The organism is Nostoc sp. ChiQUE01b, assembly GCF_034531255.1.
Classification (GTDB): domain Bacteria; phylum Cyanobacteriota; class Cyanobacteriia; order Cyanobacteriales; family Nostocaceae; genus Nostoc.
Genome location: NZ_JAVRBM010000003.1, coordinates 16,826 through 39,537, shown reverse-complemented (window position 1 = coordinate 39,537; position 22,712 = coordinate 16,826). Strand labels below are relative to the sequence as shown.

The following is a 22,712-nucleotide window of genomic DNA, read 5'->3' as shown; positions in this document are numbered from 1 at the left end:
CGCACCCATACATTAACCACTCAATTTTTAAGACTTCACTACTACCCATTGCGTCACAGCCGCCATTGCTCGCCAACCTAAAAATTTACCAATAGGTTCCGCCCGCTGAATGGCAATACGAGTTAAATTGCCACCGACTCGTTCATACCATTGAAATAAAATTTGCTCACCCTCTACGGTGACAACATTGGCCACTAAACGTCCACCCGATCGCAATGCTTCCCAGCAAATATCAAAAAGTCCCATTGCTGTCACCCCACCACCAATAAAAATGGCATCTGGTGCTGGCAAATTTTTCAGGGTATGGGGGGCTTTACCTTCAATGATTTGCAGATTTGGAGTACCAAGAGTAGCGGCGTTGTCAGCAATGTACAGTAGTCTAGAAGAGTTTTGTTCGATCGCGATCGCTCGACAGCGCGCATGACTCCGCATCCATTCAATTGAAATTGAGCCACAACCCGCGCCCACATCCCACAATAATTCTCCTGGTGTGGGTGCTAAAGCTGCAAGGGTGATTGCCCTAACTTCACGCTTCGTTAATTGGCCATCGTGGTGGTAGGCTTTATCTGGTAATCCTGGTAATCTTGGTAATGGGATAACCCCAGTATCAGCAATACAATCAACTGCGATCGCATTCAACACTGCAACTTCGGTTTCACCCCAAGATGCAGCCGTAGCTTCCACAATTCTTTCATTAGCACCGCCCATACGCTCCAATACAGTGATTTTACTGCCACTATAGCCGCGATTTGTCAAAATTTGAGCAACGAGCGCTGGTGTGTCTTTACCCTCACTCAAAATCAACAGCCGCGCTCCCGGATAAATATAAGACTGGATTAGGGAGGATGGACGACCATTCAAACTCAAGGTTTCTACCTCAGTTAAAGACCATCCCACCCTGGCACAGGCGAGGCTGAAAGCTGAAGGTGCGGGGATAATTGTCATTTCAGAGACGGGAATTCGCCGGATCAAGGTGACACCAATGCCGTAACACATCGGATCGCCGCTTGCAAGTACGCAGATTGACTGACCCCGACGCTGGATGATTTCTTCTACTGAAGCACTAATGGGAGATGTCCAGACTAGTTTTTCACGTTGGTCATCTGTAGGAAGCATTGCTAAATGGCGATCGCCTCCGACAATTACTTTGGCTCGCTCGAGTAAAGAAAGAGCGATCGCGCTTAACCCCTGTAATCCATCTTCCCCAATGCCAACAATAGAAAGCCATTTCATGATTAATTACTTTATAACGTTGTTGGCAGGAACTTTCAACTGATAATTCCTAGATTGTTGTAGATTTCGATCAGATTGCCATCAGGATCGCGCAAATGAGCTGTGCGGATTCCCCAGCTTGGGCGATCTTGTGGTGGAGTCACAACGACCGCATTCTGAGCCTTTACTTGCTCGTAGACTTCATCCACGTTATCGACTGCGAAAATCAACACAATTTTATCTCGATTGGCAACATACGAAGGCTGTTCAATTCTTGGGACGACTTCAGCCATTAATTCTTTTTTGAACAAACCCAGCTTGAGATATCCGGCATTAAACTCAGCATATCCGCTATCTTCATCGCCCCAATCGACATCAAATTTCAGCAGATCCCGGTAGAACAGAAAAGAATCTTTGTAGTTGGAGACAAGCAGTCTCAGGTGTGTTAGCTGAAGCTTCATATCTGTTGGGTTAGTCTACTAACTGTGAATTCTAGGTTCTGGGTGCAAAGTCGCTAGCAACTCGCTTTCGACAATTGCTAATTCATCAAGCCGTTGCATGACAATTTCTTTGTCGAAATAAGTAGCAGCTAAAACCCAATATATACCGTAGTGACGCGCTTCGGATGCCATTAGCCCACGATAAAATTTTGCTAACTCTGGCTCTGGACAGTGAGCAGCTAATAGTCCCAAGCGTTCGTGAGAGCGAGCTTCAATTAAACCAGCGACTAGTAAAGAATCTAGAAATCGCTCAGGTTCTTTGGGGCGGACAGCAGCTTTTAAAAGAGCGCCGTAGGGAGACGGTGGTAGGGGAGCTAGGGAAATATGCCGGCGTTCTAACCATTGGTTGACTAACTCAAAGTGTTCTAGTTCTTCGCGGGCGATCGCAGTTAACTCCCGTACCATTTTAGTATTGGAAGGGTAGCGAAACATCATATTCAAAGCCACACCTGCTGCTTTGCGTTCACAGTGGGAGTGGTCGAGTAAGATAATATCTAAGTTAGCGATCGCTTGTTCAACCCAAGCAGAGCTAGTGGGCTGTTTCAGGGCGTTAATAGTCGATAACTGAATAAGCACAGAGTCACAAAACTCCAGAATTTAAATTTGGCTGAGTATTGTAGTAAATTGATTTTAACGGAATATTTTTTGGACAAAGTTCAATAATTGACTGGCGGTGAAGGGTTTCGCTAAAAAGCCTTATATTATGTCCGGTCAAAGACTTATCATTTCCACTCGTTTAATGGCTCATTCTTGACCACTTGCATCTAAAGAAAACCTCCCTGAAAGTTAACGATCGCTCACCCTAAATTTGTGGTTTCTACCCACAAACCTCAGTTCGCTATCATACCTTCATTTGGCGACTTTCTTAAACACCTACCCTTGAAAGCCCTGCCCCCTGCCCCCCTGCTCCCCTACTTCCTTCATTCCTGATGCCGCCGTTTCTCAATTTCTTGAGTAGAAATCATACTGCTGACTTTCTCTACATCTACCATCATCAAAACTGCTCCTTGCATTTCAATGCCAAGCAGTGGAGTAATTGTCACGTAACATTCTATTTGCCTACCCCGACGATTGGTAGCATCGAGGATCATTTCTTGAAACTGCTTTTTCCCGGATAGGCATTCCCGAATAGGCGATCGCAACTGCTCGACGGGTAGCCCAATATCTAAGCTGAAGATAGATTTGCCGATCACTTCATTAGTTCGCAAGCCCCATAAATCTTCTACCATGTAATTCCAAATAGAAATATTAAAGTTGCCGTTAATTACCACTATTCCCGTTTGCAGACTTTTGAGAATAGAGGTGAGAAAAATATTTGTGCGATTGAGTTGTGTGGTGCGTTCGCTCAGTTCGTTATTAATTGTCTGTAATTCTTCATTAGTAGATTGGAGCTCTTCATTCATCGTCTCCAATTCTTCATTGGTAGATTGGAGTTCTTCGTTGGTAGTTTCTAACTCTTCATTGGTAGATTGTAATTCTTCATTAGTAGTTTCTAATTCTTCATTGGTAGATTGGAATTCTTCGTTAATAGTTTCTAGTTCTTGTTGGGAACGTTGCAGGGCATCTTGGAGTTTAATATAACGGGTGACATCATGAAAGGAGATACTGACTCCTAAAAAACTGGTGTCTGTTTCTTGTAAAGGCGTAATTTGTACATCTAGATATTGGGTTTCTGTGTTAGACACATAGCGCTCTATATTTGTTAGGCTGATCGGACGGCGTTCAGCATAAGCCCGTTCAATTAGCGATCGCAATTCAACAGGCCGATAGGAAAGTTCTAGATCCTGGAAGGGACGAGCTAAATCTTTGGGGGAAAGAGCAAACAAAGTTCGCGCTTGCTCGTTCACCATTACCAGAGTGCCATTGATATCAATAATTATTTGGGCGATTGGTGGTGTGTCAAAACCCAAATCTCGCAACCGGAGGTTTCGAGACAAGCGGCTGTTAGATTCGTCATCTACGGAATTTGCCATAACTAAGAGGCGCTCGCGTAAATTCACTGTCGATATCTTAGTAAATATCCGGTTTTTCAAGTTTATTGGCGTAAACAGACTAGAATGCATCAATAGCATCTCTGCTTTTCCTAACAACAGATAACCATTATCATTTAGTGCAAAATGAAACCGGGCTAGAATTCGCCCTTGAGTCTCAGAATTAAAATACATTAATGTATTGCGGCTGACTAATAAATCTAAGCGCGAAATGGGCGCATCCTGAAGCAAATCGTGGCGACCAAAAATCACTGAGCGGCGTAAGTCTTGGCGGAAAACATAGCGGTTCCCGACAATTTCAAAGTATTTATGCCGCAGTTCATCTGGCATAGTTTGGACATCTTTTGCTGAATACACGGCTTGCCTAGCCTGGTTGAGAGCATCTTCATCTACATCTGTGGCGTAGATTTTCACTCGTCGGCGAAATTCCTCTGCTCCCAATATTTGGGCCATCAACATTGCCAAAGTATAAGCTTCTTCCCCAGAAGCACAGCCAGCGCTCCAGATGCGGATTTGCTCGGATGCTTTTTTTTTCTTAATCAGATTAGGCAGTATTTGCTCTGCTATGTCTTCCCAAGCTGATGAATCTCGAAAAAAAGCAGTGACGTTAATTAAAATGGTGTTGAAAAGATGATTGAATTCTTCTGGATAAACTTCTAGATAGTCTTGATACTCTTCAAAATTTTCTATGGTTAATGACTGCATCCGCTTGACTACCCGACGTATCAAAGTCGAGCGCTTATAGCCTGTAAAATCAAATCCCCGGCTTTGTTTGAGATAAAGCAGTAGATTTTCAAATTTAGAATCTTTTTCTGCGGAAGTCATAGCTTAGGAGGGCAGGGGGCAGGGGAGCAGGTGGGCAGGGGGCAAAGGAGTGGAGTTCTAATTTGCGTCCACAAGTATCAAAGCCTCATTCACGAGTATCAAAGACTTATTAACGGAGTTCTGAGCTTCATTAACGGAGTTCAAAGCCTCATTAATGGAGTTCTGAGCTTCATTAATGAGTATTAAAGACTCATTAAACTATGTTGACACTAAGTTGGTTGCACTCTAATACATACAGCAGATTTAGGAATCCGGTTTGATTTTTGAACAAAATTAGGTATTTGTAGTGGCGTGACACAGCTAAAATAGTGCAATAGAAAATGTTCGTAGTTGCGCTTTAGCGCTAAACAAAGCTAAAATCTATCGCAACATTTAAGACTTGCCACGCCAGTAGGGTGCGTTAGCGTTTTGCGTAACGCACCAAATCCTTAAGAATGGTGCGTTACGCTATCGCTAAAGCACCCTACGTATCTTTTCAAAAATCAAATAGTAGTCCTATTGCAAGTTAATGAAGTACAAAAATACCCCTCCCTAACCCTCCCCCTTTCCAAGGGGAAGGAACTAGATTGGGAATTTCCCCCCAATGCATCGGGGGGATTAAGGGGGAGGGGGGTAAGGATATACTTCATTTAGATGCAAAATGCTGTATCTCCTCTGCTCTTTTGTCCCCATGCCTCTAAGTTTAGTTAAATTTTCCCATGACTAAACTTACCAGGGTAGTAGAAATTTCATCAAGAGGGAGAATAAAATCTACATTGCCAGTGTTAATTGCGGCGGAGGGCATCCCGGCAAATTCGGCGGTTTCTACGTCTTGGACAATAACAGTACCGCCCATTTTTTTAATTGCTTCTACTCCCAGTGCGCCGTCGCTACCCGTTCCAGTTAGCACAAGGGCGATGGCTCTGTCTTTGTAAGTAGCTGCAACCGATTCAAATAATAAGTCAGCCGAAGGACGTAAAAAATGTACTAATTCCGACTGTGATAAGGAAAGTGTACCGTCACCGTTAACCAACAAGTGACGATTGGGTGGAGCAACGTAAGCCGTTCCTGGGGTAAGGAAATCTCCTTCTTGTGCCTGTTTAACGATAATATCTGTACACCGACCGAGAATTTCTGCCATGAACGATGGATGTTCGGGAGCCAGGTGTTGCACAATAGCGATCGCGGCTGGAAATTCTGCTTTTAGAGTCGATAGTACTTTAACTATAGCAGTCAGTCCGCCTGCTGAGGCTGCGATCGCCACTATATCAAAGGCAACATTAGTAAAGTGAGGTGGATGATTTTTGGCATTTTCTGCCATCTCAATCATGATTTTGCGCCTATGACTATTTGCGTAACTTCTTTATTTACAAATAGCATTAATCAAGTTACAATTTTTTATTCTTATTTACATATATTCTACAGTATATCTGAACTAATTCAGCATTTTTTTGCCTTTACCTATCAAATTCACAGGTTAATCTTCCTGCTCTAGAATACGTTTCGCTTCCAAAAGTTGCTGCTTATGTTCCTCACTAACTGTTGGGTATTGCAGATTTAGTTCTTCTAATTTTGTGCAGATAATATTGGCAACGGTCAGGCGGGTAAACCATTTGCGATCGGCAGGAATAATATACCACGGTGCCCATTTAGTACTAGTATTGTTAAAAACCTCTTCATAAGCATTCATATAATCATCCCAAAAAGCTCGTTCTCGGACATCATTATCTGAAAACTTCCAATTTTTTTCAGGAGAGTTAATCCGTTTTAAAAAGCGTTTTTTCTGCTCTGACTTGGAGACATTTAGAAAAAACTTCAGAATGATTACACCATTATCAACCAAATATTTTTCAAAGTTATTGATTTCTTCAAAACGCTGTTTCCATATCTTGTTTCCATTAGGGAAGTGAGGAAGTTGTTGTTTCTGAAGCATTTCTGGATGGACGCGAACCACTAGTACTTCTTCATAGTATGAACGGTTAAATATGCCAATTCGACCTCTTTCTGGCAGAGCTTTCATTGAACGCCACAAGTAGTCATGGTCTAATTCTTCCGCACTGGGGCCCTTAAAACTAAACACCTGAAATCCTTGCGGGTTCACACCAGAGGTAACATGTTTAATAGTGCTGTCTTTGCCAGCAGCATCCATTGCTTGAAAAATAATTAACAAAGCATAGGTGTTTTGAGCATAGAGAATATTTTGGTAATTAGCTAGTCTTTGAATATCTGCCTGTAATTTGATTGTAGCATCACTTTTTTGATGAAAATCAGTCTTATAAGCTGGGTCATAGTTTTTTTTCAAAGAAATTTTTGAATCAGGTGGAACAATGAAAGCATCATTATTCATGTATAAAATTTCCTAACAGCTAATTATTAATAATACATAAGCACATTTTTAACTATTCATTACTGAAAGTTATAATTTATTAATAGTAACAATTCAACACTCAGGATTCAGGAGTCAGAATTTATCAGGAATCTAGAAGAATTAGTATATTTATTCAGCAAATTTTATTCTGATTTTTTAACTATTATGCGTTATCCAGAAACCTTGTAGAGAGTTAGCACTGCTATAGCAGTCCTAAATTGGGAAATATTTTTGGAGTTGGCTGTCATTAGTCATTTGTTCTTTGTCCTTAAAAACACTTTTGACTAATGACTAATGACGGTCTATACGGAAAATAGTGCAATATATAGGCGCATTAGCTTACCTCTCTACATTTTTGTTCACTCATATCTCAATGACAAAACTTAATTATGAATTACTTCCGTCGCTTTGGCATAGGACGCATAGCTTCACGTCCTAAGATAAACATCCCCGTGACACCTAAACTGACAAACCAAATATATTGATACCAATATTGCCCAATCTGCTCAACTGTACTGGTTTTTGGATGCAATGTGTTTAAATATAACAGCAGCAGCAATATCATGAGTGCCCCAAAACCAACAAGGCTCAAGCCAACAAGAATTCGTGCAGGACGCAGTTCAAAATCACTAATAGTATTTAGGTCAATTTCTGCCAGTTCCTTAAAAGAGTCATCTGCCAAAGATGAGGTTGCTTGGAATCTATTGCTCAGTTTTGGTGGCAAAATCGGCGACAGTTTCGCTACAGTTGGGCGACGAAGCAAAGCCTCAGTATCTCGCAGCAGTTCCAACGGCTTACGGGTAGTAGTTGCTTGAGCAAACTCTATGTTGTCTGTAGGAGTTGAGGCATTAGCTTGGCTTTCAAAATCCATAGTATACTTCAGAAAAACCAGGATATACATAGCCTAGCGAATCAAAAGACAAATGCGTGAAAATAATTCGTAATTCGTAATTAATTGATTTATAATAAAAAACACATTTTTTACTCAAAGGAAGTGAATTTAGGTGTTGGATAATTACTAATTACTCGTCCATCTCTTTTAATGTAGCTAATGCCGATGGAGATAAACGACTGAGATAGCGGAAAATCCAGTATTTAAAGATAGTGTTTAAAATTACAGGAAATGTCGCAATAAAGAAAAAGATTACATTTCTACTGGCTGGTAAACCTAAATGTTCTGCTAATCCCGCAAGAAGGACTTCCCAGCCATCTGGTGAGTGAAATCCTACAAATATATCTGTAAAGAGAATAATTAAAAAAGCCTTGGCACTATCACTCAGACCAGAGACAATGGTATCCATAAAAGACTTAAGAATCACAATTTCTCTTTTGCTCAGGGCGATAACTATACCAAAAGAAAAGAGTGATATTAGATCGGCAAAAACATTACTAATACTACTATTACTTTTTCTGCTGAATTCTTCAGAGATTTCAATCGCTTTACTTTTGATTTTTTCTTGTGTTAGCTCGGAAGAAAGTGGTGGTGCATGATTAATAAAATATTCAAATCTCAATTCTTCTTGAAAATTATGTAATTCATGGAGAGCTTCTTTTTCCATGTCAGAATTGATGAATATTTTAGTTGTATTATCTCCTCTAACTCTTTCTAATATTGGAGTTACGATAAATTCTTTAGATAAATATTGAGTTAAAAGCGGTACAATAATGAGAACTATCACAAATCGCAGGGCAATTATTGTTCTACCTTTAGAAATGCGATAATTCCTGACAAACTCTTCTTCTGTCTGCGGTGCAAAATCTGCTTGAATTTTATTAATTCTTCTGCCAATAGAACTCTTAGTACGTCTATTTTTTTGAATTGGAGCGTTAACTTGAGTATTATTTATGTCAGATGAATTTAGCTGTTTTTTTATTTCGTTATCATTAATGTTTAAAGGCTGATAAGTTGACACTAAGGAAGTATTATTAATTACTTTATCTTTGATAGCATACCTTTCTACTACTTCATCAATAACCTTCAATTTTTCTAATAAAACAGAATTAGAGATATTGACAATTCCTCGACTAAGCTGGAATTCTGCAAGCCTGATCTTAATAATAGTTAAGTTCTTATTAAGATATACTTGCCAATAAGACATTACATTTTCAGTATACTTTACTGATTGTAAAGATATTTTTTTGCTATCAAAATGTTCGATCTCAATATTTTTAATTCTCTGAGCTGCTTGGTAAGCTTCTAAAAGTGCCCTTTCTGGCGTATCTGAAAACCAACGCTTAAGCGATCGCAAATATTTTTGGAATGTTCTGGTAAGTGAATTTTTCATTATATATATGACTTTTAGATAATGTGTATTATAGTTATATAATCATAGAAAATGGGTAATAACAGCTAAATAGTTAGTCCAATCAAGATTCAGGTAATACTCCCTGATGCGATGTCTAAGGGCGGGCTACGTCTACGCTAGCAATTTCATATTACCTGTAAAATCAGACAGATTAGCATAAATTGACACTGGTTATTTAGATTGGCAGTTTATCCGTTACACTGTCATCATTGATACCAATTATCAGTGTTTCTGCCCCATCCAAAAGCCTTGATTGTAACATTTCATAATCGAGGCAAATCTTCTACTATGCAGAGTCTATCACTCTCAAAGAAAATAAGAAGTAGAGATATTGCTTTCTCATCTCCCTTATCCCCCTCATTTCCCTCATCCCCACTCCCAATTTTTAAATTATGAGTTTGAGTCTATGCATGATTGTGAAAAACGAAGCAGCAACACTGCCTAAATGCCTGAGCAGTGTGAGAAAAGTAGTGGATGAAATGATAGTCTTGGATACAGGCTCAATCGATCGCACTCCTAATATTGCCCAACAACTCGGTGCAAAAGTCCATCATTTTAAATGGTGTAATGACTTCAGTGCTGCCCGCAATGCAGCTCTCAAATATGTCACTGGTGATTGGATTTTGGTATTAGATGCTGATGAAACTCTGACTCCAACAATTGTACCGCAGTTGCGAGAGGCGATCGCAACAGATGAATATTTGCTCATCAACCTCGTCCGCCAGGAAGTTGGTGCAGAACAATCTCCCTATTCTTTGGTTTCCAGGCTATTCCGCAATCATCCAGACATTCGTTTTGACCGTCCTTACCATGCTTTGGTAGATGATAGCGTGTCAGAAATTTTAACCAGAGAACCCCATTGGCAAATAGGTTATTTACCTGGGGTTGCACTTGTACACACAGGATATCAAAAAAGTGCGATCGCTCAAAATAACAAATATGCCAAAGCCGCTACGGCGATGGAAGGGTTTTTTGCAACTTATCCCAACGATCCTTATGTTTGCAGTAAATTAGGAGCGTTGTATGTGCAAACTGGGAAAATTTCTCAAGGTATGGATTTACTGAGACGAGGAATCACCGTTGCTGAAGACAACTACGATATTTTATATGAACTCCACTATCATTTAGGCATTGCCTACAGTCGGTTGCAAAAATCCCCACAAGCAATTTCTCACTATCAAGCTGCCATCAAATTGCCAATTTATTCCATGCTCAAACTAGGAGCATACAACAACTTGGGTAACTTACTCAAAGCAGCAGGAGATTTCAACGGTGCGAAAACTGCTTATGTCACAGCTTTAAAAATTGACCCTACTTTTGTTTTTGGACATTATAATTTGGCGATGACATTTAAGGCTTTGGGTTTATTTGCAGATGCGATCGTATATTATCAACATGCAATCACCTTAAATCCTAACTATGCCGAAGCATATCAAAATTTAGGGGTAGTGTTGCTGAAAATTGGCAATCATCAAGATAGTTTAACAGCTTTTAAAAAAGCGATCGCCCTTCATGAAAGGTATAATCCCGAAGAGGCGAAGAGACTACGCCAGGGATTGCAGGAGATGGAGTTGATGTAGAGGTGAGGCAGGGTGGTTTCATACGAAAAAAGAAAAATACATAAGTCTTGATTTATCGTTTTGTGTCCGGGCTTTTTCCCTCACTTCCATTCCTCTCCCCCACGGGGTTATCCATTAGTCACATCTTTCTTTACAATCTTGAAACGCTTGTTTTGTAGGCATCTTAAACACGCTCGGTGTGAGGCATACTTGACAAGTTACCTCTTAATATTCTCGCTAAAAGTAGGTTTTTATTGAGAATTAACGACGAACGAATCAGGGTTATAAAAAACGTGAGTGAATACTCTCGCAAATGTTAAGAAAGATCCGGGTAATGGATAGCCCACGGGGGGAGAGGCTTTGAAACCCAGTTTTAGTTTTTCTCTGCTTGTATGAAACCACCCTGCTCTCGAAAAGCGGGGAGGGGGTTGGGGGTGGGGTTCAGTACCTACTCAACCGAGAACCGCTATAATTTTTTAGGAGTAGTAACTAATGCAAACTCAAACAAAAATTTTGCTAGATACAGCAGTCACAGCCTTTAAAAACAAACTCAGTTCACCCTTGACCAAAAAAGGAATCACTGTTTTACAAATTAATCTAGGTAAGCGTTGTAATCTTGCCTGTACACACTGTCATGTCGAAGCCGGGCCAAAACGTACAGAAGAACTTTCTCCTAAAATTTGCGAACAATTGATTTTACTAATCCATGAATTTCCCGAAATTAAAATTGTGGATTTGACTGGTGGTGCACCCGAAATGAATTATGGATTTAAGCCACTGGTAGAAGCAGCAAAAGCAACTGATAAACAAGTGATTGTCCGGTCTAATTTGGTGATTTATTTTGAAGATGGATTTGGTGATTTACCAGAATACTTTGCTAAACATCAAGTAAGAATTGTGGCTTCTCTACCCTGTTACTTAGCAGATAATGTTGATAAAATGCGCGGTACTGGTGTTTTTGATAGTTCAGTTAAAGCTTTGCAGTGGCTTAACCAACTCGGCTATGGTAAAGACCAAAATTTAATTTTGGACTTGGTTTTTAATCCTCAGTTGCCCACCGATGAAAAATTTTCTTTAGCTCCCGAACAGAGTAACCTAGAACGAGATTACAAAATGTTCTTACAAGAACATTTTAATATTGTGTTTAACAACCTCTTCACCTTTACTAACCTACCAGTTGGTAGAACCAAAATGCATTTAGAACGGAGAAAACTGTACGCTAGCTATTTGCAGTTTTTAGAGTCACATTTTAATCCCAGCACAGTTGAACATTTAATGTGTCGTGATGAACTTTCAATTGACTATCTGGGCAATGTATATGATTGTGACTTTAACCAAATGATGAATTTGCCTGCAAAAACTCGCAATGGTGAAACTTTGACAGTTGGCAAATTGTTAGAAACTGGTAATTTAGACCTGATTAGTGAGGTACAAACTGCTGCTTATTGCTATGGTTGTACTGCTGGGTGTGGTTCTAGTTGTAGTGGCGCTTTGCTCTAAGAACTAGAGCATTTACTTTTGTGGTTCGATATCTCTGGGGAAGAGTCAGCATTTGTACATTGCTTCGCAGTTCGATACTGCTGGCTTGGGTTGTTGAATACTCACAAAGACTTAGTAAACGTTATTTACGTCTAGATTGCGATGCTTTGCGTTTGCGCCTAAGAGCAGTACATGAAGGCTTTGGTTTGCATGATTACAGCGACAGACAAGTTGGTGCTTATTTTGTCTCTCGCTATGAATATCAAATACCTCCGCAAGTTACCTAAATTGATATGTCTTTTATCGATGAAATTAATCCTGTCAATGCCTTGATTGGGGGAGCCAGCCAAGGTATTGGTTTAGGTTTTGTAAAAAAATTGCTACAAGATGACAGAATAGCTAAAATTTATGCAACTTCTCGTCAACTGAAATCGGCCTCAGAGTTAATAGCTCTTGCAGACGAATATCCTAAGCGATTAATTTTTTTGGAGATGGATATTACTGACGAGTTACAGATTATTGAAGCTGTTCAAAAAATACATACTCAAGTTGACAAACTGCATTTGGTAGTCAACTGTGTAGGACTGTTACATGAAGATACTTTGCAACCTGAAAAAAGCTTAAGACAGATCAATTCAGAAAATTTGCTGCGCTACTTTCAGATAAATAGTATTGGTGCTGTCTTGCTGGCTAAACATTTATTGCCTCTGTTTCGTCATGGACAACGCAGCGTGTTCGCCACTATTTCTGCTAAATTGGGCAGTATTGGCGATAATCAACTTGGTGGATGGTACGGCTATCGGGCTTCTAAAGCAGCACTCAATATGTTGATGCGAACTGCGGCAATTGAGTATAAAAGAAGTTGTCCGAAAGCATTAATAGTAACATTGCATCCTGGTACAACTGATACCCGCCTTTCTCGTCCTTTCCAGGGAAATGTACCTGCGGAAAAATTATTTTCAGTGGAACGCACTGTTACCCAATTATTGGCTGTCATCGAACAGCTTCAAGAAGGCGATAGTGGACAGTTTTTCTCATGGGATGGGAGCAGATTGCCTTGGTAACTGCGTTACGCTGGTGCTAATGAAACCTACGTTATTTGTAACCTCAGCCTATGAAGTTTTTTGTGCCAGCAGCCAAGGATGATATCAAAGCAGAGCAGGTGTATAGTGCTCTTGCTCAGTCTCTTAAAGCACCAATAACCGAAAAGCGTATTTGGAAGTTACAGTGGCGTGATAACGAAATTGATATGGAATGCGAGGTAGGGAAACCTTTACCATCCTCTTACCAAACAGGGAAAGAGCTAGTTTTAGCAATCTTTGAGTGTGAAAACCTTTATAAGATTTGTACTCTTACCCGTGGAGGAGTAAAGGGAGAACCTATTTTGGTTGAAAAAAACTCTCAATCTTCAGCAATCTATTTTTCAGATAATGTACATAACTGACTCTGCATTTTAATATGCGATCGCCTTTTTCTTAAAATTAAGGCTCCTATTTGATTTTTGAACAACTAAACTGCTTATAAGTTTGCTATACAAAGATTTGCTTATCAGTATAATTAGCAATATTCAAGTAGGATTTCTATAGGATAAAAACATTGGTTCTTCAGTTCATTTTATGGAACAAAATAATCAATAAAATCTAAAGATAGGCTAGATTTATTGCCGTGACTGGGTTTTAATTTTTTGAGCCTTTCTATAAAACTGCGGTTTTAATGCTCTACCATAAAACCAACGCAAGAACCAAAACATTAAACCAATTACCCTAAAAAATACATGAATGAAGATTTAAAAAATAAGATAATTAAAGACTTAGAAAAATCTGGTTTTGGAGCAGAAATGCTTGTTTTAAAGATATTGAATTCACTTGGATGGCGAGTAGAGGCAGGCAAATGCTATTTTGACAAAGATGAAAATAAAAGCAGAGAAATTGATATTTATGCTTATTATTCAGCACATTTAAAAGTTAACAATAAATTCTGTGTTTCAAATTTTTTACATATATGTGCTGAAGTTAAAAAATCAGAACAGCCTTGGATTGTTTTTCGTAATTATCCGCATCCGTATTTTCAATCATGTGCTTGGAATAATCTAATTGATTGTATTAATCTTCCTACTGAGAATTTCAACCTCGTTGAATATATTACAAAACATTCTTTATTAGCTATTAAGGGCTGGGAAGGCTCAGGAATACACCACGCCTTTAAAGATCCTAATACTCCTTCTCGGTGGTATCCAGCCTTTATAGCGGCATGTAAAGCTTGTGAAGAATATTATGAACGCAATAAATTGGATGGCAATAAAACGACTTCTAATATCTTAGAAGAACCAACTGAGTGGAATTTTTTTCAACCTCTTGTTATTTTAGATGGCACACTAGTTACGGCTGAACTGACTGATTCTGGAGATATACATATTGAAGAAGTAGACTCCGCTCCTTTCCGATTTGAGTACAATACAAAAAACTATACAAGAGGAAATTACAGAGTTGATTTGGTTACAATGTCAGGTCTTAAAAACTATATTAAAACCATTATGCATCGTCAAAATAATATAAACATTGGCATCAAAAATTATGCTCCCTATGCATTTAAAAAAGAATCTGGTATGTAACGTTAATGAGATACTCTTGACTCGACAATTTTGTGATTTCCATTACATCTCAAAATTAAAAAAATAATCATGATGCAAGAATTCTATCATCAAGAAATTGAGAGGCGATGTCTACGACGGGCTACGCTTACGCATTAGTTGATGATACAGTGATCAAGCCTCAGTACTGAAAGGTTAAGAACTGGGAAACTCTAACTCAGCGCTTCCCCGCTCTAACTGCACCACCTCAGATGATAGGTGTCGCTCTAACCAATCCTCTAAATCAGCCATTACCTCGCGGTAATTTATATCACTCTGAATTTCGTGATAGGCTCCCGGATACTCGATTCTCAGCTTATCTTTGCAGTTTACCCGTTGGTAAAAAATGTCGCTTCCCCCCGGCAAAGCTACTCGGTCTGCACCACCGTGCAGAATCAATAATGGTAATTGCCAATCACCTGCATGAGCATTAATCCAATCAACTGTTGCAAAGAATTCTGTAGCTAGACGGGCAGCAGCAAGGGTATGTCGCAGTGTATCCTGAGCAATGGCGGCTAAAACCTGCGGATCTCGTGAAGCAGCACTGATGTCAATGCCTGTATTCAGGGTGAAACGCGGCCACACCCGTGAAAGCATTTTTCCTAAAAGTACCCGAATCGGTGAAACCCCTACTTTCCCCAAGCTTGGCGCGAGAGCGATCGCACCCTGCAATAATGATGCTTGTTGGGGATAGCGGAGAATGTAATCTAAGACAATTACCCCTCCTAAACTATGACCCAAGAGAAAAACTGGACATCCAGGATTCTGAGTCTGAATTAACTGTAAAAAAGCTCTCAAGTCTTCACGAAACTCACTCCAAGCGTTGATATAGCCTTGCTGACCCGGTGAGCGTCCATGACCGCGCAAGTCTAATGCGTAGACAACGTATTGCTTGGGTATCAAATGCTCAATTATATTACTGTAGCGATCGCTGTGCGCTCCAAGTCCATGCACAATGGCTAAAATTGCCCGTACTTTACCCTCAAGATGCCAGCTTTGGTAATACAGTTCAAGTCCTCCAACACCTGGGAATCTGCCTTCTTTACGAGAAGCTAGGCGATCGCTATGGTCAATCATCTGGTTAATTTTTTACGTATTCTCCCAACAAGCTACTAAAAAGTCAATATATATAGTAATTACAGTTAATTGAGTTACCCTCATCTATTTAAAGTATCCTGAAAATAATTCCACAACTTCTAACCGTGGGTTGGTGAATGATATAACCTCAAGAATTATGATTATTTTATGAATTCAAAGAGGGTGTTATCAAAAGTTCTTCTAACGAGTCAGTTCAAGAAGACTTAGCTGATGGGGCAACTTCCGAAGTTCATACCGACTCAAAATCTAGCCATCAGCAGGAAAATAGAACACAATCAGAAACTTTGCCATCCTTGAGTACCGCCGCAATCAAGCGAGTAAAAGAGGGTATAGCTGCGGCTGGCGATGGCGCTGTTCGCCAAATTATCGAAAAAACTCTCAATCGCCTCGAAGCTATAAGTAAAGGGCATTCCGAACCTAGAGCCAACTCTGGGCTGCGTCGCTTTGTAATGCGATCGCTTATCTATTCCTTTTTCAAAGTAAGGGTCGAACACCTTGAAAGGATACCTCAGAAACCTGCAATTTTAGCAGTCAACCATCTCCACCACATCGATCCCTTGCTCCTCTTAGCTGAACTCCCTACCCAACCTTACTATTACATCCTGGGCGATGCTCGTACCCTCTATAACAAGTGGTGGAAGCGCTTCATCCTGGATTTTGCAGGGGGTGTGATTCCTTTGAAACGGGTGTGGAAAGAAGAAATTGCTGTCATAGAAGCGGCTAAAGCAGGAAGGCAAGATTTAGTTGAGCTAGCCGCAGCAATTAAACAGACAGTAACCACAGGGGAAGACATGCATACACTGCGACAAATAGACCGGATTATTCTGGCAATTTTGACTCGTGGGGATGGGATGATTCTCTTTCCTGAAGGAAGACTAGGAACTGCTGAAGCTCAATTGCATCTCCCTTTGAAGCGCGGGACTGTAATCTATGCCTTGCGGGCTGGTGTACCGATTATTCCAATTGGGCTGATTGGAACTCATGACCTCTATTTGGGAAAAGAGTTAACAATTCGGGTAGGCGAACCATTACACTTTCTTCAAACAACCAGACCAAAGCGCCAGGAAGTAGATATAGCTTTAGGAAAATTGCAAAATGCAATGCTGGCTCTTTTGCCAACTGATTACCCTGAACCAACAGGATTAAAGCTGTTACGTTATTTACTCAATCATATATTGTGGTGAGAGATTATTGTTCTAAAAAGTTTGTAACTTTGAAATTTGATGTTCCCTCCCAACAGTGGTTCAAAAATGCGTTTACTTGAGCATCTGCGGCATCAGCCGATTCTTTAGAAACATTAAATTGTACTGCTGTCACAATGTACTCAAAGATAATTACAAACTGCTTTTGGGGTGAAATTCTTTCCACTACAATTGTTTCACCTATCTTCGGGATTTGAGATACATTTACTACAAACGTCTCAATTTTCGGTTTATCTAATGGATTTTTGAAATTAAAGTATTTACAGTAAACAATAATTTTCACTTAGACAACCACCAATAACAATTCAAAATTCAAAATGACGCTCGGGGACTCGCTAACGCTGCGCTAACAAAATTCAAAATTTCAGAGTATATGTATGGTGTGTTGCGCTTTGCTAACGCACCCTATATTTATTCCAAAAATCTGAATTGTAAAATTGTGAATATTATAGTAAATTTTTAAAAAATATCCCTTAGCTTATTTTCTTTGCCATAGCTGCCGCAACGACTGAAAAATCTTTACAAATCTCTCTTCTAGCCAGACCATAATATAATCAAGCCATTCCAAAAGTTGCTCTAAGGGGTGCTTTTCATAACCAGTTGAAGTTGCTGTGGTTTCTATCCAGTCTGGCTGTGCCTCAACTTGACTGCTTTGGTGAAATTGCTGTTGCAAAATTTCCCCTTTACGACTCTCGCTTTTAGTTTGGGAAATGCGGGTTTGAGTTTGTTTTACAGAAGCGACTTTTCCAGATGTTTTTTGATTTGAGGCGAGATTACTACTTGGTTGTTTTCTTTGTACTAAACCAGATCCGACTTGAGATTGTTTTACACTCAAATTCTTTTGTGGAAAATGCCCTATTGATAAACTTGGGGCTAAAGCAGGATTTTTCCCCCCAGAAAGTGTAACTGGCTTGTCAGCAACGGTTTTGGTGTCACCAAATAAATCATTCCACGTTAGCCAAGGATCGTCTGTTAAATCCTGATTCTCTACCAGAGGGCTTTTCGACAAAGCTTTTCTCAGGCGTGATGGAAATAGTTTACCTGGCAATCTCTCATTGCTGGTTGTTGTCTCAAGTGTTTTTCTATTACCAATACCAAAAAAGTAATTAAGCGCCGCCTCAATCAAAGCCTGAAAATTCTGTGAATGAGTTTCTAAACCATCAGCGTTAAGGGCAATTTCTCCTTTGGCAGCTAATTGCTCTTTGCCATAAAGAAATATATTTAACTGAGTTTGGACAACTTGGACAATTTCCTGGCTACGTTCTTGCACTGGGACTAAAGCATTCGATTCCAACTTAGCAATGGCTATATCTAGAAATGCTAATAATCTATCTGTATTGAGTAAATCTTTTGGTATACCCTCCGCTAAAACTGCAATTTCAGCTGGATTTACGTTAGTGAGTTTTGCTAATAATCGGTCAATTTGTGGTAATAACTGCGTTTCTTTTTTAGCTACAATCAAACGCCTAGACTGCCAGTACTTAGCAACTTCATTAATAATTCTGTTTTCTAATTTTGCCTGTTGTTCGGGTGTTAAGATATCTAGAATTTCATTGTCGGCAGTAACAAATACTAAATTTCGATTCATCAAATTTGTGGCAATTCCTCGCACTATTGGAAGACGCTGTTGAAGGGCATTGTCTAATTGTGAAGGGTTGAGACTGACAGCTTGATTAACTGTAATATTTGATGATTGAGTAAAATTAGAGTTATTTTCAACGAATTTCAGCCGAAAAACTCCCAATAAAGCCAAGGGATTGAAATGTTTAGATGCTTTCGTAGGAGTGGAGGCGGGTTCATCTGATGACAGGTAATTGACAGCCTCTAGTACATTTTGAATGGGACTATCAGCATTGGGTAGAGTTTCAGGCTGGAAATCGGTATCATTTGGTTGTAACTTTAATCTAGTTTGTGGTTCTTTAGTATGTAGCGTTTTCCCAGATAATTCAGATGACTGAAACAGTAGATACACTGGGTAAAGTAGTACCTCGACACCCCACTTAGTGGCAACTTGCAAATGCCGAAAGGTATGTTCCCACTGTTGTGTCACCCGCCGAGATTGCTGGTGGATAAAGTTAAATAGTCTGCTTTGATAACGACCAGAGGAACCAGAAGACATAGTAGTAATTTTTTAGTTCAAGTCTTGTTAAGTTGTGAGACTCGCGCCAAACAATAAAAACGACCAACACCTCATCTTAGCGAATATATGACCCCGACTGTCTCTCAATCCCAGACCAAATTTATTTCACAAGCAATTGAGCAACTGCGCTCTTTTTGTCAAGTTAATCTTCAGTCTACGTGGCTGTATCAGGAATCTGACTTAGTTATTACTGATGTTGTAGCTGCTGATTTGTCTGATTGGCAACCAGTCCAGTTGAATGCTAAAGAACATATTGCTTGGATGGGCGGGAAAAAAGTGCTATGGCTAGTGCAAAGATTGGTGGTTCCCCAAGATTTACACGGCTATCCCTTAGCTGGGTTATCTTTGCGGCTGGCGCTGGTTTGGTGGGCGGATTCTGCTGAGATTTATGTAAATGGCGAGTTAGTGCTGGAGGGTGATTTATTTGATTGTTCGCCGAGAGTGCTTCTCAGTCAGGAAGTGACACCAGGGGAAGAATTCACTGTGGCTTTGCGGTTAGTGAGTCCGGGACATTGTGATGGTGCTTTAGTGCGATCGCTCTTAGTTTATGAGTCTTATGTTAATAATAATCCCGATCCGGGTTTTGTGGCTGATGAGTTAGCTGTGGTGCAACTTTATTTAGAAAAGTTTGCGCCGGAGAGGTTGGATGTTTTGGCGGCGATGGTGGGGGAGGTTACGAACCGCAGAGGCGCAGAGAACACGGAGGAGGAAGGAGAGTTAGTACAGTCGTTTTTATCTCTACGTCAAAATTTAATTCAATCCGATATCTTAGCCCCCTTTTTGAAGGCTAGGGATATAAAATCTAAAATTTTTTTATTGGGTCATGCTCACTTAGATTTAGCATGGTTATGGCCTGTGAGTGAAACTTGGAATGCGGCGCAAAATACTTTTGAGTCGGTTTTGAAGTTGCAAGAAGATTTTCCTGAGTTAATTTTCTGTCATTCAAGTCCCGCACTTTATGCTTGGATTGAAGAACATCGCCCGGATTTGTTTAGGGCGATTCAAGCACAGGTAGCTGCTGGACGTTGGGAAGTTGTCGGCGGAATGTGGGTGGAACCAGAACTCAACCTAATTACTGGTGAATCAATAGTCCGTCAGCTATTGTATGGTCAGCGCTACATTCAGGAGAAATTTGGCAAGCTTTCAACTGTGGAATGGGTTCCAGATTCTTTTGGTTTCTGTGCAACTTTACCGCAGTTTTTCGCTAATGCTGGAATTGAGTATTTTGTAACGCAGAAGTTACGGTGGAATGATACTACTAAATTTGATTATGGGGCTTTTTGGTGGCGATCGCCTGACGGCAGTGAAGTCTTTAGTTTAATGTCTGCACTCATCGGTGAAGCTATAGACCCAGTTAAAATGGCAACTTATGCTCTTGAGTGGCAAACCCAAACTAGTTTACCAGAATCTCTCTGGCTTCCCGGTGTCGGCGACCACGGCGGCGGCCCCACCCGTGATATGTTAGAAACCGCCCAACGCTGGCAAAAGTCGCCTTTATTTCCAGACTTAGAATTTACGACGGCTGAAAAGTATTTACAGCAAATCAGTAAAGGAGGCAGGAGGCAGGAGGCAGAAGGCAGGAGTCAGAATTTAGGAGTCAAGAGTTATTATTCTCCCCCTGCTTCCCCTGCTTCCCCATCCCCCTCATCCCCCTCATATCCCTCATTCCCTACTTGGAGTAACGAACTATACTTAGAATTTCATCGTGGTTGCTACACTACCCACGCAGATCAAAAACGCTGGAATCGTCGTTGTGAAAATTTATTATATCAAGCTGAACTATTTGCTACCTTGGCAACTGTAAGCTGTGGTGTGACATATCCCAAGGCAGAAATTGAAGCAGCTTGGAAATTGGTGTTATTTCAACAGTTTCACGATATTTTACCTGGTTCTTCAATTACCCAAGTTTACACAGATGCCTTGCCCCAATGGCAACAAGTCCAACAAGTGGGAACGAAAATATTACAGGAATCACTTTTAGCGATCGCATCTCACATTACCCTATCAGAACCACCAAAACCCGATAGTCTGCCTATTTTTGTTTTCAATTCTCTCAATTGGCAACGTTCTGAGGTAGTCTCTGTAGCCTTACCCACGCCACCAAAAATTACCCAAGAATGGCAAATTTACGATGTTTCTGGAAAGCAGCTTGTCTCCCAATTATCTGAACCATCAACCCTAATATTTCTCGCCACCGAAATTCCACCCGTAGGCTACCGCATATTTTGGCTTTCCCCCTCATCCCCCTCATCTCCCCCATCTCCCCCATCTCCCTCACTCCTCCCAGACTGGATTTTAGAAAATGAATTCTTGCGAGTTGTTATAGATCCTGACACCGGAGATTTATCAAGTGTTTTTGACAAAACTTATCAACGGGAAGTTTTGAGTGGGGCGGGAAATCAACTGCAAGCTTTTAAAGACAGTGGGCAATATTGGGATGCTTGGAATATAGACCCCAATTATGCTCAACATCCCTTACCCTCAACAAATCTTCAATCTATTCAGTGGTTAGAACAAGGCCCAGTGCAAAGTCGTGTGCGCGTGGTGCGTCAGTTGGGTGAATCGGAATTTTGCCAAGACTATATTCTGCAAAATCGTTCACCTCTGCTGAACATCGCTACAACTGTCAATTGGCAAGAAAATCATGTATTAGTGAAAGCTGCTTTTCCTCTAAATATTGAAGCCGACTTTGCTACTTATGAAATTCCCTGTGGCGCGATTCGCCGCCCAACTAAACTGCAAACCCCCGCAGAACAAGCAAAATGGGAAGTTCCTGCTTTGCGTTGGGCTGATTTAACAGCAGAGGACACACAGACAAATACCGCAATCCCAAATCGTTATGGTGTCAGTTTGCTCAATGATTGTAAATACGGTTATGACAGCAAACCAAATCAACTCCGCCTAACACTGCTACGCAGTTCTAATTGGCCAGACCCAGAAGCTGACCGAGGTTTTCATGAGTTCAAATATACCTTGTATCCTCATGCTGATAGCTGGGAATCAGCCCATACAGTACGGCGTGGCTATGAATTGAATATACCGTTGCAAGTGATATTGAATTGGCCACTGGCTCAACCCTCCGCTATCGCTAACAGTACTATTGAAGGAGTAAGTTTCCTAGACTTATCAGCTGAAAATTTGATCTTGATGGCCTTGAAACCATCTGAAGATGATCCTCAACATTTAATTCTGCGATGTTATGAATCTCACGGAGAAACAGCCGAGTTATCTTTGCAAAGTGATTTAGGTTTGAATCTCGGAAATACAGTAGATTTATTAGAGCGTTCCACCAGTACTGAATTTTCATCTCAGCAACAAATCTTGATGATACAACCTTGGAAAATCGCCAATTTCAAGGTGATACCAGCGATTAATCCCAGGCTGGAGTGAGCCACTATAGCTAATGGTTAGTGATTTATCTGCC

At 40.4% G+C, this 22,712-nt stretch carries 19 protein-coding genes; 8 read left to right on the top strand and 11 right to left on the bottom strand.

The window, feature by feature from the left end:
* Nucleotides 1–27: 27 nt before the first annotated feature.
* The 8 genes from cbiE to RMY63_RS03160 all read right to left on the bottom strand — a co-directional run bounded on the left by cbiE (nucleotide 28) and on the right by RMY63_RS03160 (nucleotide 9,160).
* Nucleotides 28–1,233: a precorrin-6y C5,15-methyltransferase (decarboxylating) subunit CbiE gene (gene cbiE / locus RMY63_RS03195; protein ID WP_322727308.1), complete on the bottom strand. Its 1,206-nt coding sequence runs from the start codon at nucleotides 1,231–1,233 to the stop codon at nucleotides 28–30.
* 35 nt (nucleotides 1,234–1,268) lie between these two features.
* A complete protein-coding gene (locus RMY63_RS03190; RefSeq protein ID WP_322727307.1) occupies nucleotides 1,269–1,673 on the bottom strand; it encodes a VOC family protein in 405 nt (134 codons plus the stop codon).
* A gap of 18 nt (nucleotides 1,674–1,691) precedes the next feature.
* Nucleotides 1,692–2,288 carry a tRNA-(ms[2]io[6]A)-hydroxylase gene (locus tag RMY63_RS03185; RefSeq protein ID WP_322727306.1) on the bottom strand — a complete coding sequence of 199 codons (597 nt, stop codon included), beginning with the start codon at nucleotides 2,286–2,288 and terminating at the stop codon, nucleotides 1,692–1,694.
* A gap of 344 nt (nucleotides 2,289–2,632) precedes the next feature.
* Nucleotides 2,633–4,528 (bottom strand): CheR family methyltransferase, encoded by a 1,896-nt coding sequence (locus RMY63_RS03180; protein WP_322727305.1) that lies wholly within the window; start codon nucleotides 4,526–4,528, stop codon nucleotides 2,633–2,635.
* Between the two features lie 682 nt (nucleotides 4,529–5,210).
* Nucleotides 5,211–5,837 carry a chemotaxis protein CheB gene (locus tag RMY63_RS03175; protein ID WP_322727304.1) on the bottom strand — a complete coding sequence of 209 codons (627 nt, stop codon included), beginning with the start codon at nucleotides 5,835–5,837 and terminating at the stop codon, nucleotides 5,211–5,213.
* Between the two features lie 147 nt (nucleotides 5,838–5,984).
* Entirely contained in the window at nucleotides 5,985–6,854 is an 870-nt protein-coding gene (locus tag RMY63_RS03170; protein WP_322727303.1) for a polyphosphate kinase 2 family protein, read from the bottom strand.
* 415 nt (nucleotides 6,855–7,269) lie between these two features.
* Entirely contained in the window at nucleotides 7,270–7,746 is a 477-nt protein-coding gene (locus RMY63_RS03165) for a hypothetical protein (protein WP_322727302.1), read from the bottom strand.
* A gap of 151 nt (nucleotides 7,747–7,897) precedes the next feature.
* On the bottom strand, nucleotides 7,898–9,160 hold the full coding sequence (locus tag RMY63_RS03160; protein WP_322727301.1) for a proton extrusion protein PcxA: 1,263 nt from the start codon (nucleotides 9,158–9,160) through the stop codon (nucleotides 7,898–7,900).
* 413 nt (nucleotides 9,161–9,573) lie between these two features.
* On the opposite strand from RMY63_RS03160, the gene RMY63_RS03155 reads away from it, so the two are divergent.
* The 6 genes from RMY63_RS03155 to RMY63_RS03130 all read left to right on the top strand — a co-directional run bounded on the left by RMY63_RS03155 (nucleotide 9,574) and on the right by RMY63_RS03130 (nucleotide 14,830).
* Complete coding sequence (locus tag RMY63_RS03155) at nucleotides 9,574–10,761, top strand: tetratricopeptide repeat protein (RefSeq protein WP_322727300.1); 1,188 nt, start codon at nucleotides 9,574–9,576, stop codon at nucleotides 10,759–10,761.
* Nucleotides 10,762–11,232: 471 nt separating this feature from the next.
* Nucleotides 11,233–12,240, top strand: a complete 1,008-nt coding sequence (arsS, locus tag RMY63_RS03150) for an arsenosugar biosynthesis radical SAM (seleno)protein ArsS (protein WP_322727299.1) — start codon at nucleotides 11,233–11,235, stop codon at nucleotides 12,238–12,240.
* A 20-nt stretch (nucleotides 12,241–12,260) separates the two neighbouring features.
* Nucleotides 12,261–12,506 carry a hypothetical protein gene (locus RMY63_RS03145; protein ID WP_322727298.1) on the top strand — a complete coding sequence of 82 codons (246 nt, stop codon included), beginning with the start codon at nucleotides 12,261–12,263 and terminating at the stop codon, nucleotides 12,504–12,506.
* Nucleotides 12,507–12,512: 6 nt separating this feature from the next.
* Complete coding sequence (locus tag RMY63_RS03140; protein ID WP_322727297.1) at nucleotides 12,513–13,283, top strand: SDR family NAD(P)-dependent oxidoreductase; 771 nt, start codon at nucleotides 12,513–12,515, stop codon at nucleotides 13,281–13,283.
* 50 nt (nucleotides 13,284–13,333) lie between these two features.
* Nucleotides 13,334–13,663 (top strand): hypothetical protein, encoded by a 330-nt coding sequence (locus RMY63_RS03135; RefSeq protein ID WP_322727296.1) that lies wholly within the window; start codon nucleotides 13,334–13,336, stop codon nucleotides 13,661–13,663.
* A 330-nt stretch (nucleotides 13,664–13,993) separates the two neighbouring features.
* Nucleotides 13,994–14,830: a hypothetical protein gene (locus RMY63_RS03130; RefSeq protein WP_322727295.1), complete on the top strand. Its 837-nt coding sequence runs from the start codon at nucleotides 13,994–13,996 to the stop codon at nucleotides 14,828–14,830.
* A gap of 174 nt (nucleotides 14,831–15,004) precedes the next feature.
* Here RMY63_RS03130 and RMY63_RS03125 read toward each other — a convergent pair whose 3' ends face one another.
* A complete protein-coding gene (locus tag RMY63_RS03125) occupies nucleotides 15,005–15,925 on the bottom strand; it encodes an alpha/beta hydrolase (protein WP_322727294.1) in 921 nt (306 codons plus the stop codon).
* A gap of 314 nt (nucleotides 15,926–16,239) precedes the next feature.
* Between RMY63_RS03125 and RMY63_RS03120 the strand changes: the two genes are divergently transcribed.
* Nucleotides 16,240–17,130 (top strand): 1-acyl-sn-glycerol-3-phosphate acyltransferase, encoded by an 891-nt coding sequence (locus RMY63_RS03120; protein ID WP_322727427.1) that lies wholly within the window; start codon nucleotides 16,240–16,242, stop codon nucleotides 17,128–17,130.
* A gap of 4 nt (nucleotides 17,131–17,134) precedes the next feature.
* Here the strand turns inward: RMY63_RS03120 and RMY63_RS03115 are convergent, their stop codons facing one another.
* Both RMY63_RS03115 and RMY63_RS03110 read right to left on the bottom strand, forming a co-directional pair.
* Nucleotides 17,135–17,431, bottom strand: a complete 297-nt coding sequence (locus tag RMY63_RS03115) for a hypothetical protein (protein WP_322727293.1) — start codon at nucleotides 17,429–17,431, stop codon at nucleotides 17,135–17,137.
* A 195-nt stretch (nucleotides 17,432–17,626) separates the two neighbouring features.
* Entirely contained in the window at nucleotides 17,627–19,267 is a 1,641-nt protein-coding gene (locus RMY63_RS03110) for a hypothetical protein (protein ID WP_322727292.1), read from the bottom strand.
* A gap of 87 nt (nucleotides 19,268–19,354) precedes the next feature.
* On the opposite strand from RMY63_RS03110, the gene RMY63_RS03105 reads away from it, so the two are divergent.
* Nucleotides 19,355–22,678, top strand: coding sequence for an alpha-mannosidase (locus RMY63_RS03105; RefSeq protein WP_322727291.1), 3,324 nt, complete (start codon nucleotides 19,355–19,357; stop codon nucleotides 22,676–22,678).
* Nucleotides 22,679–22,712 lie beyond the last annotated feature (34 nt).

What these genes read in the sequence shown, in the direction of transcription:
- cbiE (WP_322727308.1), bottom strand. Translation starts at nt 1,233, where the DNA reads ATGAAATGGCTTTCTATTGTTGGCATTGGGGAAGATGGATTACAGGGG.
- RMY63_RS03190 (WP_322727307.1), bottom strand. Translation starts at nt 1,673, where the DNA reads ATGAAGCTTCAGCTAACACACCTGAGACTGCTTGTCTCCAACTACAAA.
- RMY63_RS03180 (WP_322727305.1), bottom strand. Translation starts at nt 4,528, where the DNA reads ATGACTTCCGCAGAAAAAGATTCTAAATTTGAAAATCTACTGCTTTAT.
- RMY63_RS03175 (WP_322727304.1), bottom strand. Translation starts at nt 5,837, where the DNA reads ATGATTGAGATGGCAGAAAATGCCAAAAATCATCCACCTCACTTTACT.
- RMY63_RS03170 (WP_322727303.1), bottom strand. Translation starts at nt 6,854, where the DNA reads ATGAATAATGATGCTTTCATTGTTCCACCTGATTCAAAAATTTCTTTG.
- RMY63_RS03165 (WP_322727302.1), bottom strand. Translation starts at nt 7,746, where the DNA reads ATGGATTTTGAAAGCCAAGCTAATGCCTCAACTCCTACAGACAACATA.
- RMY63_RS03160 (WP_322727301.1), bottom strand. Translation starts at nt 9,160, where the DNA reads ATGAAAAATTCACTTACCAGAACATTCCAAAAATATTTGCGATCGCTT.
- RMY63_RS03155 (WP_322727300.1), top strand. Translation starts at nt 9,574, where the DNA reads ATGAGTTTGAGTCTATGCATGATTGTGAAAAACGAAGCAGCAACACTG.
- arsS (WP_322727299.1), top strand. Translation starts at nt 11,233, where the DNA reads ATGCAAACTCAAACAAAAATTTTGCTAGATACAGCAGTCACAGCCTTT.
- RMY63_RS03140 (WP_322727297.1), top strand. Translation starts at nt 12,513, where the DNA reads ATGTCTTTTATCGATGAAATTAATCCTGTCAATGCCTTGATTGGGGGA.
- RMY63_RS03135 (WP_322727296.1), top strand. Translation starts at nt 13,334, where the DNA reads ATGAAGTTTTTTGTGCCAGCAGCCAAGGATGATATCAAAGCAGAGCAG.
- RMY63_RS03130 (WP_322727295.1), top strand. Translation starts at nt 13,994, where the DNA reads ATGAATGAAGATTTAAAAAATAAGATAATTAAAGACTTAGAAAAATCT.
- RMY63_RS03125 (WP_322727294.1), bottom strand. Translation starts at nt 15,925, where the DNA reads ATGATTGACCATAGCGATCGCCTAGCTTCTCGTAAAGAAGGCAGATTC.
- RMY63_RS03110 (WP_322727292.1), bottom strand. Translation starts at nt 19,267, where the DNA reads ATGTCTTCTGGTTCCTCTGGTCGTTATCAAAGCAGACTATTTAACTTT.
- RMY63_RS03105 (WP_322727291.1), top strand. Translation starts at nt 19,355, where the DNA reads ATGACCCCGACTGTCTCTCAATCCCAGACCAAATTTATTTCACAAGCA.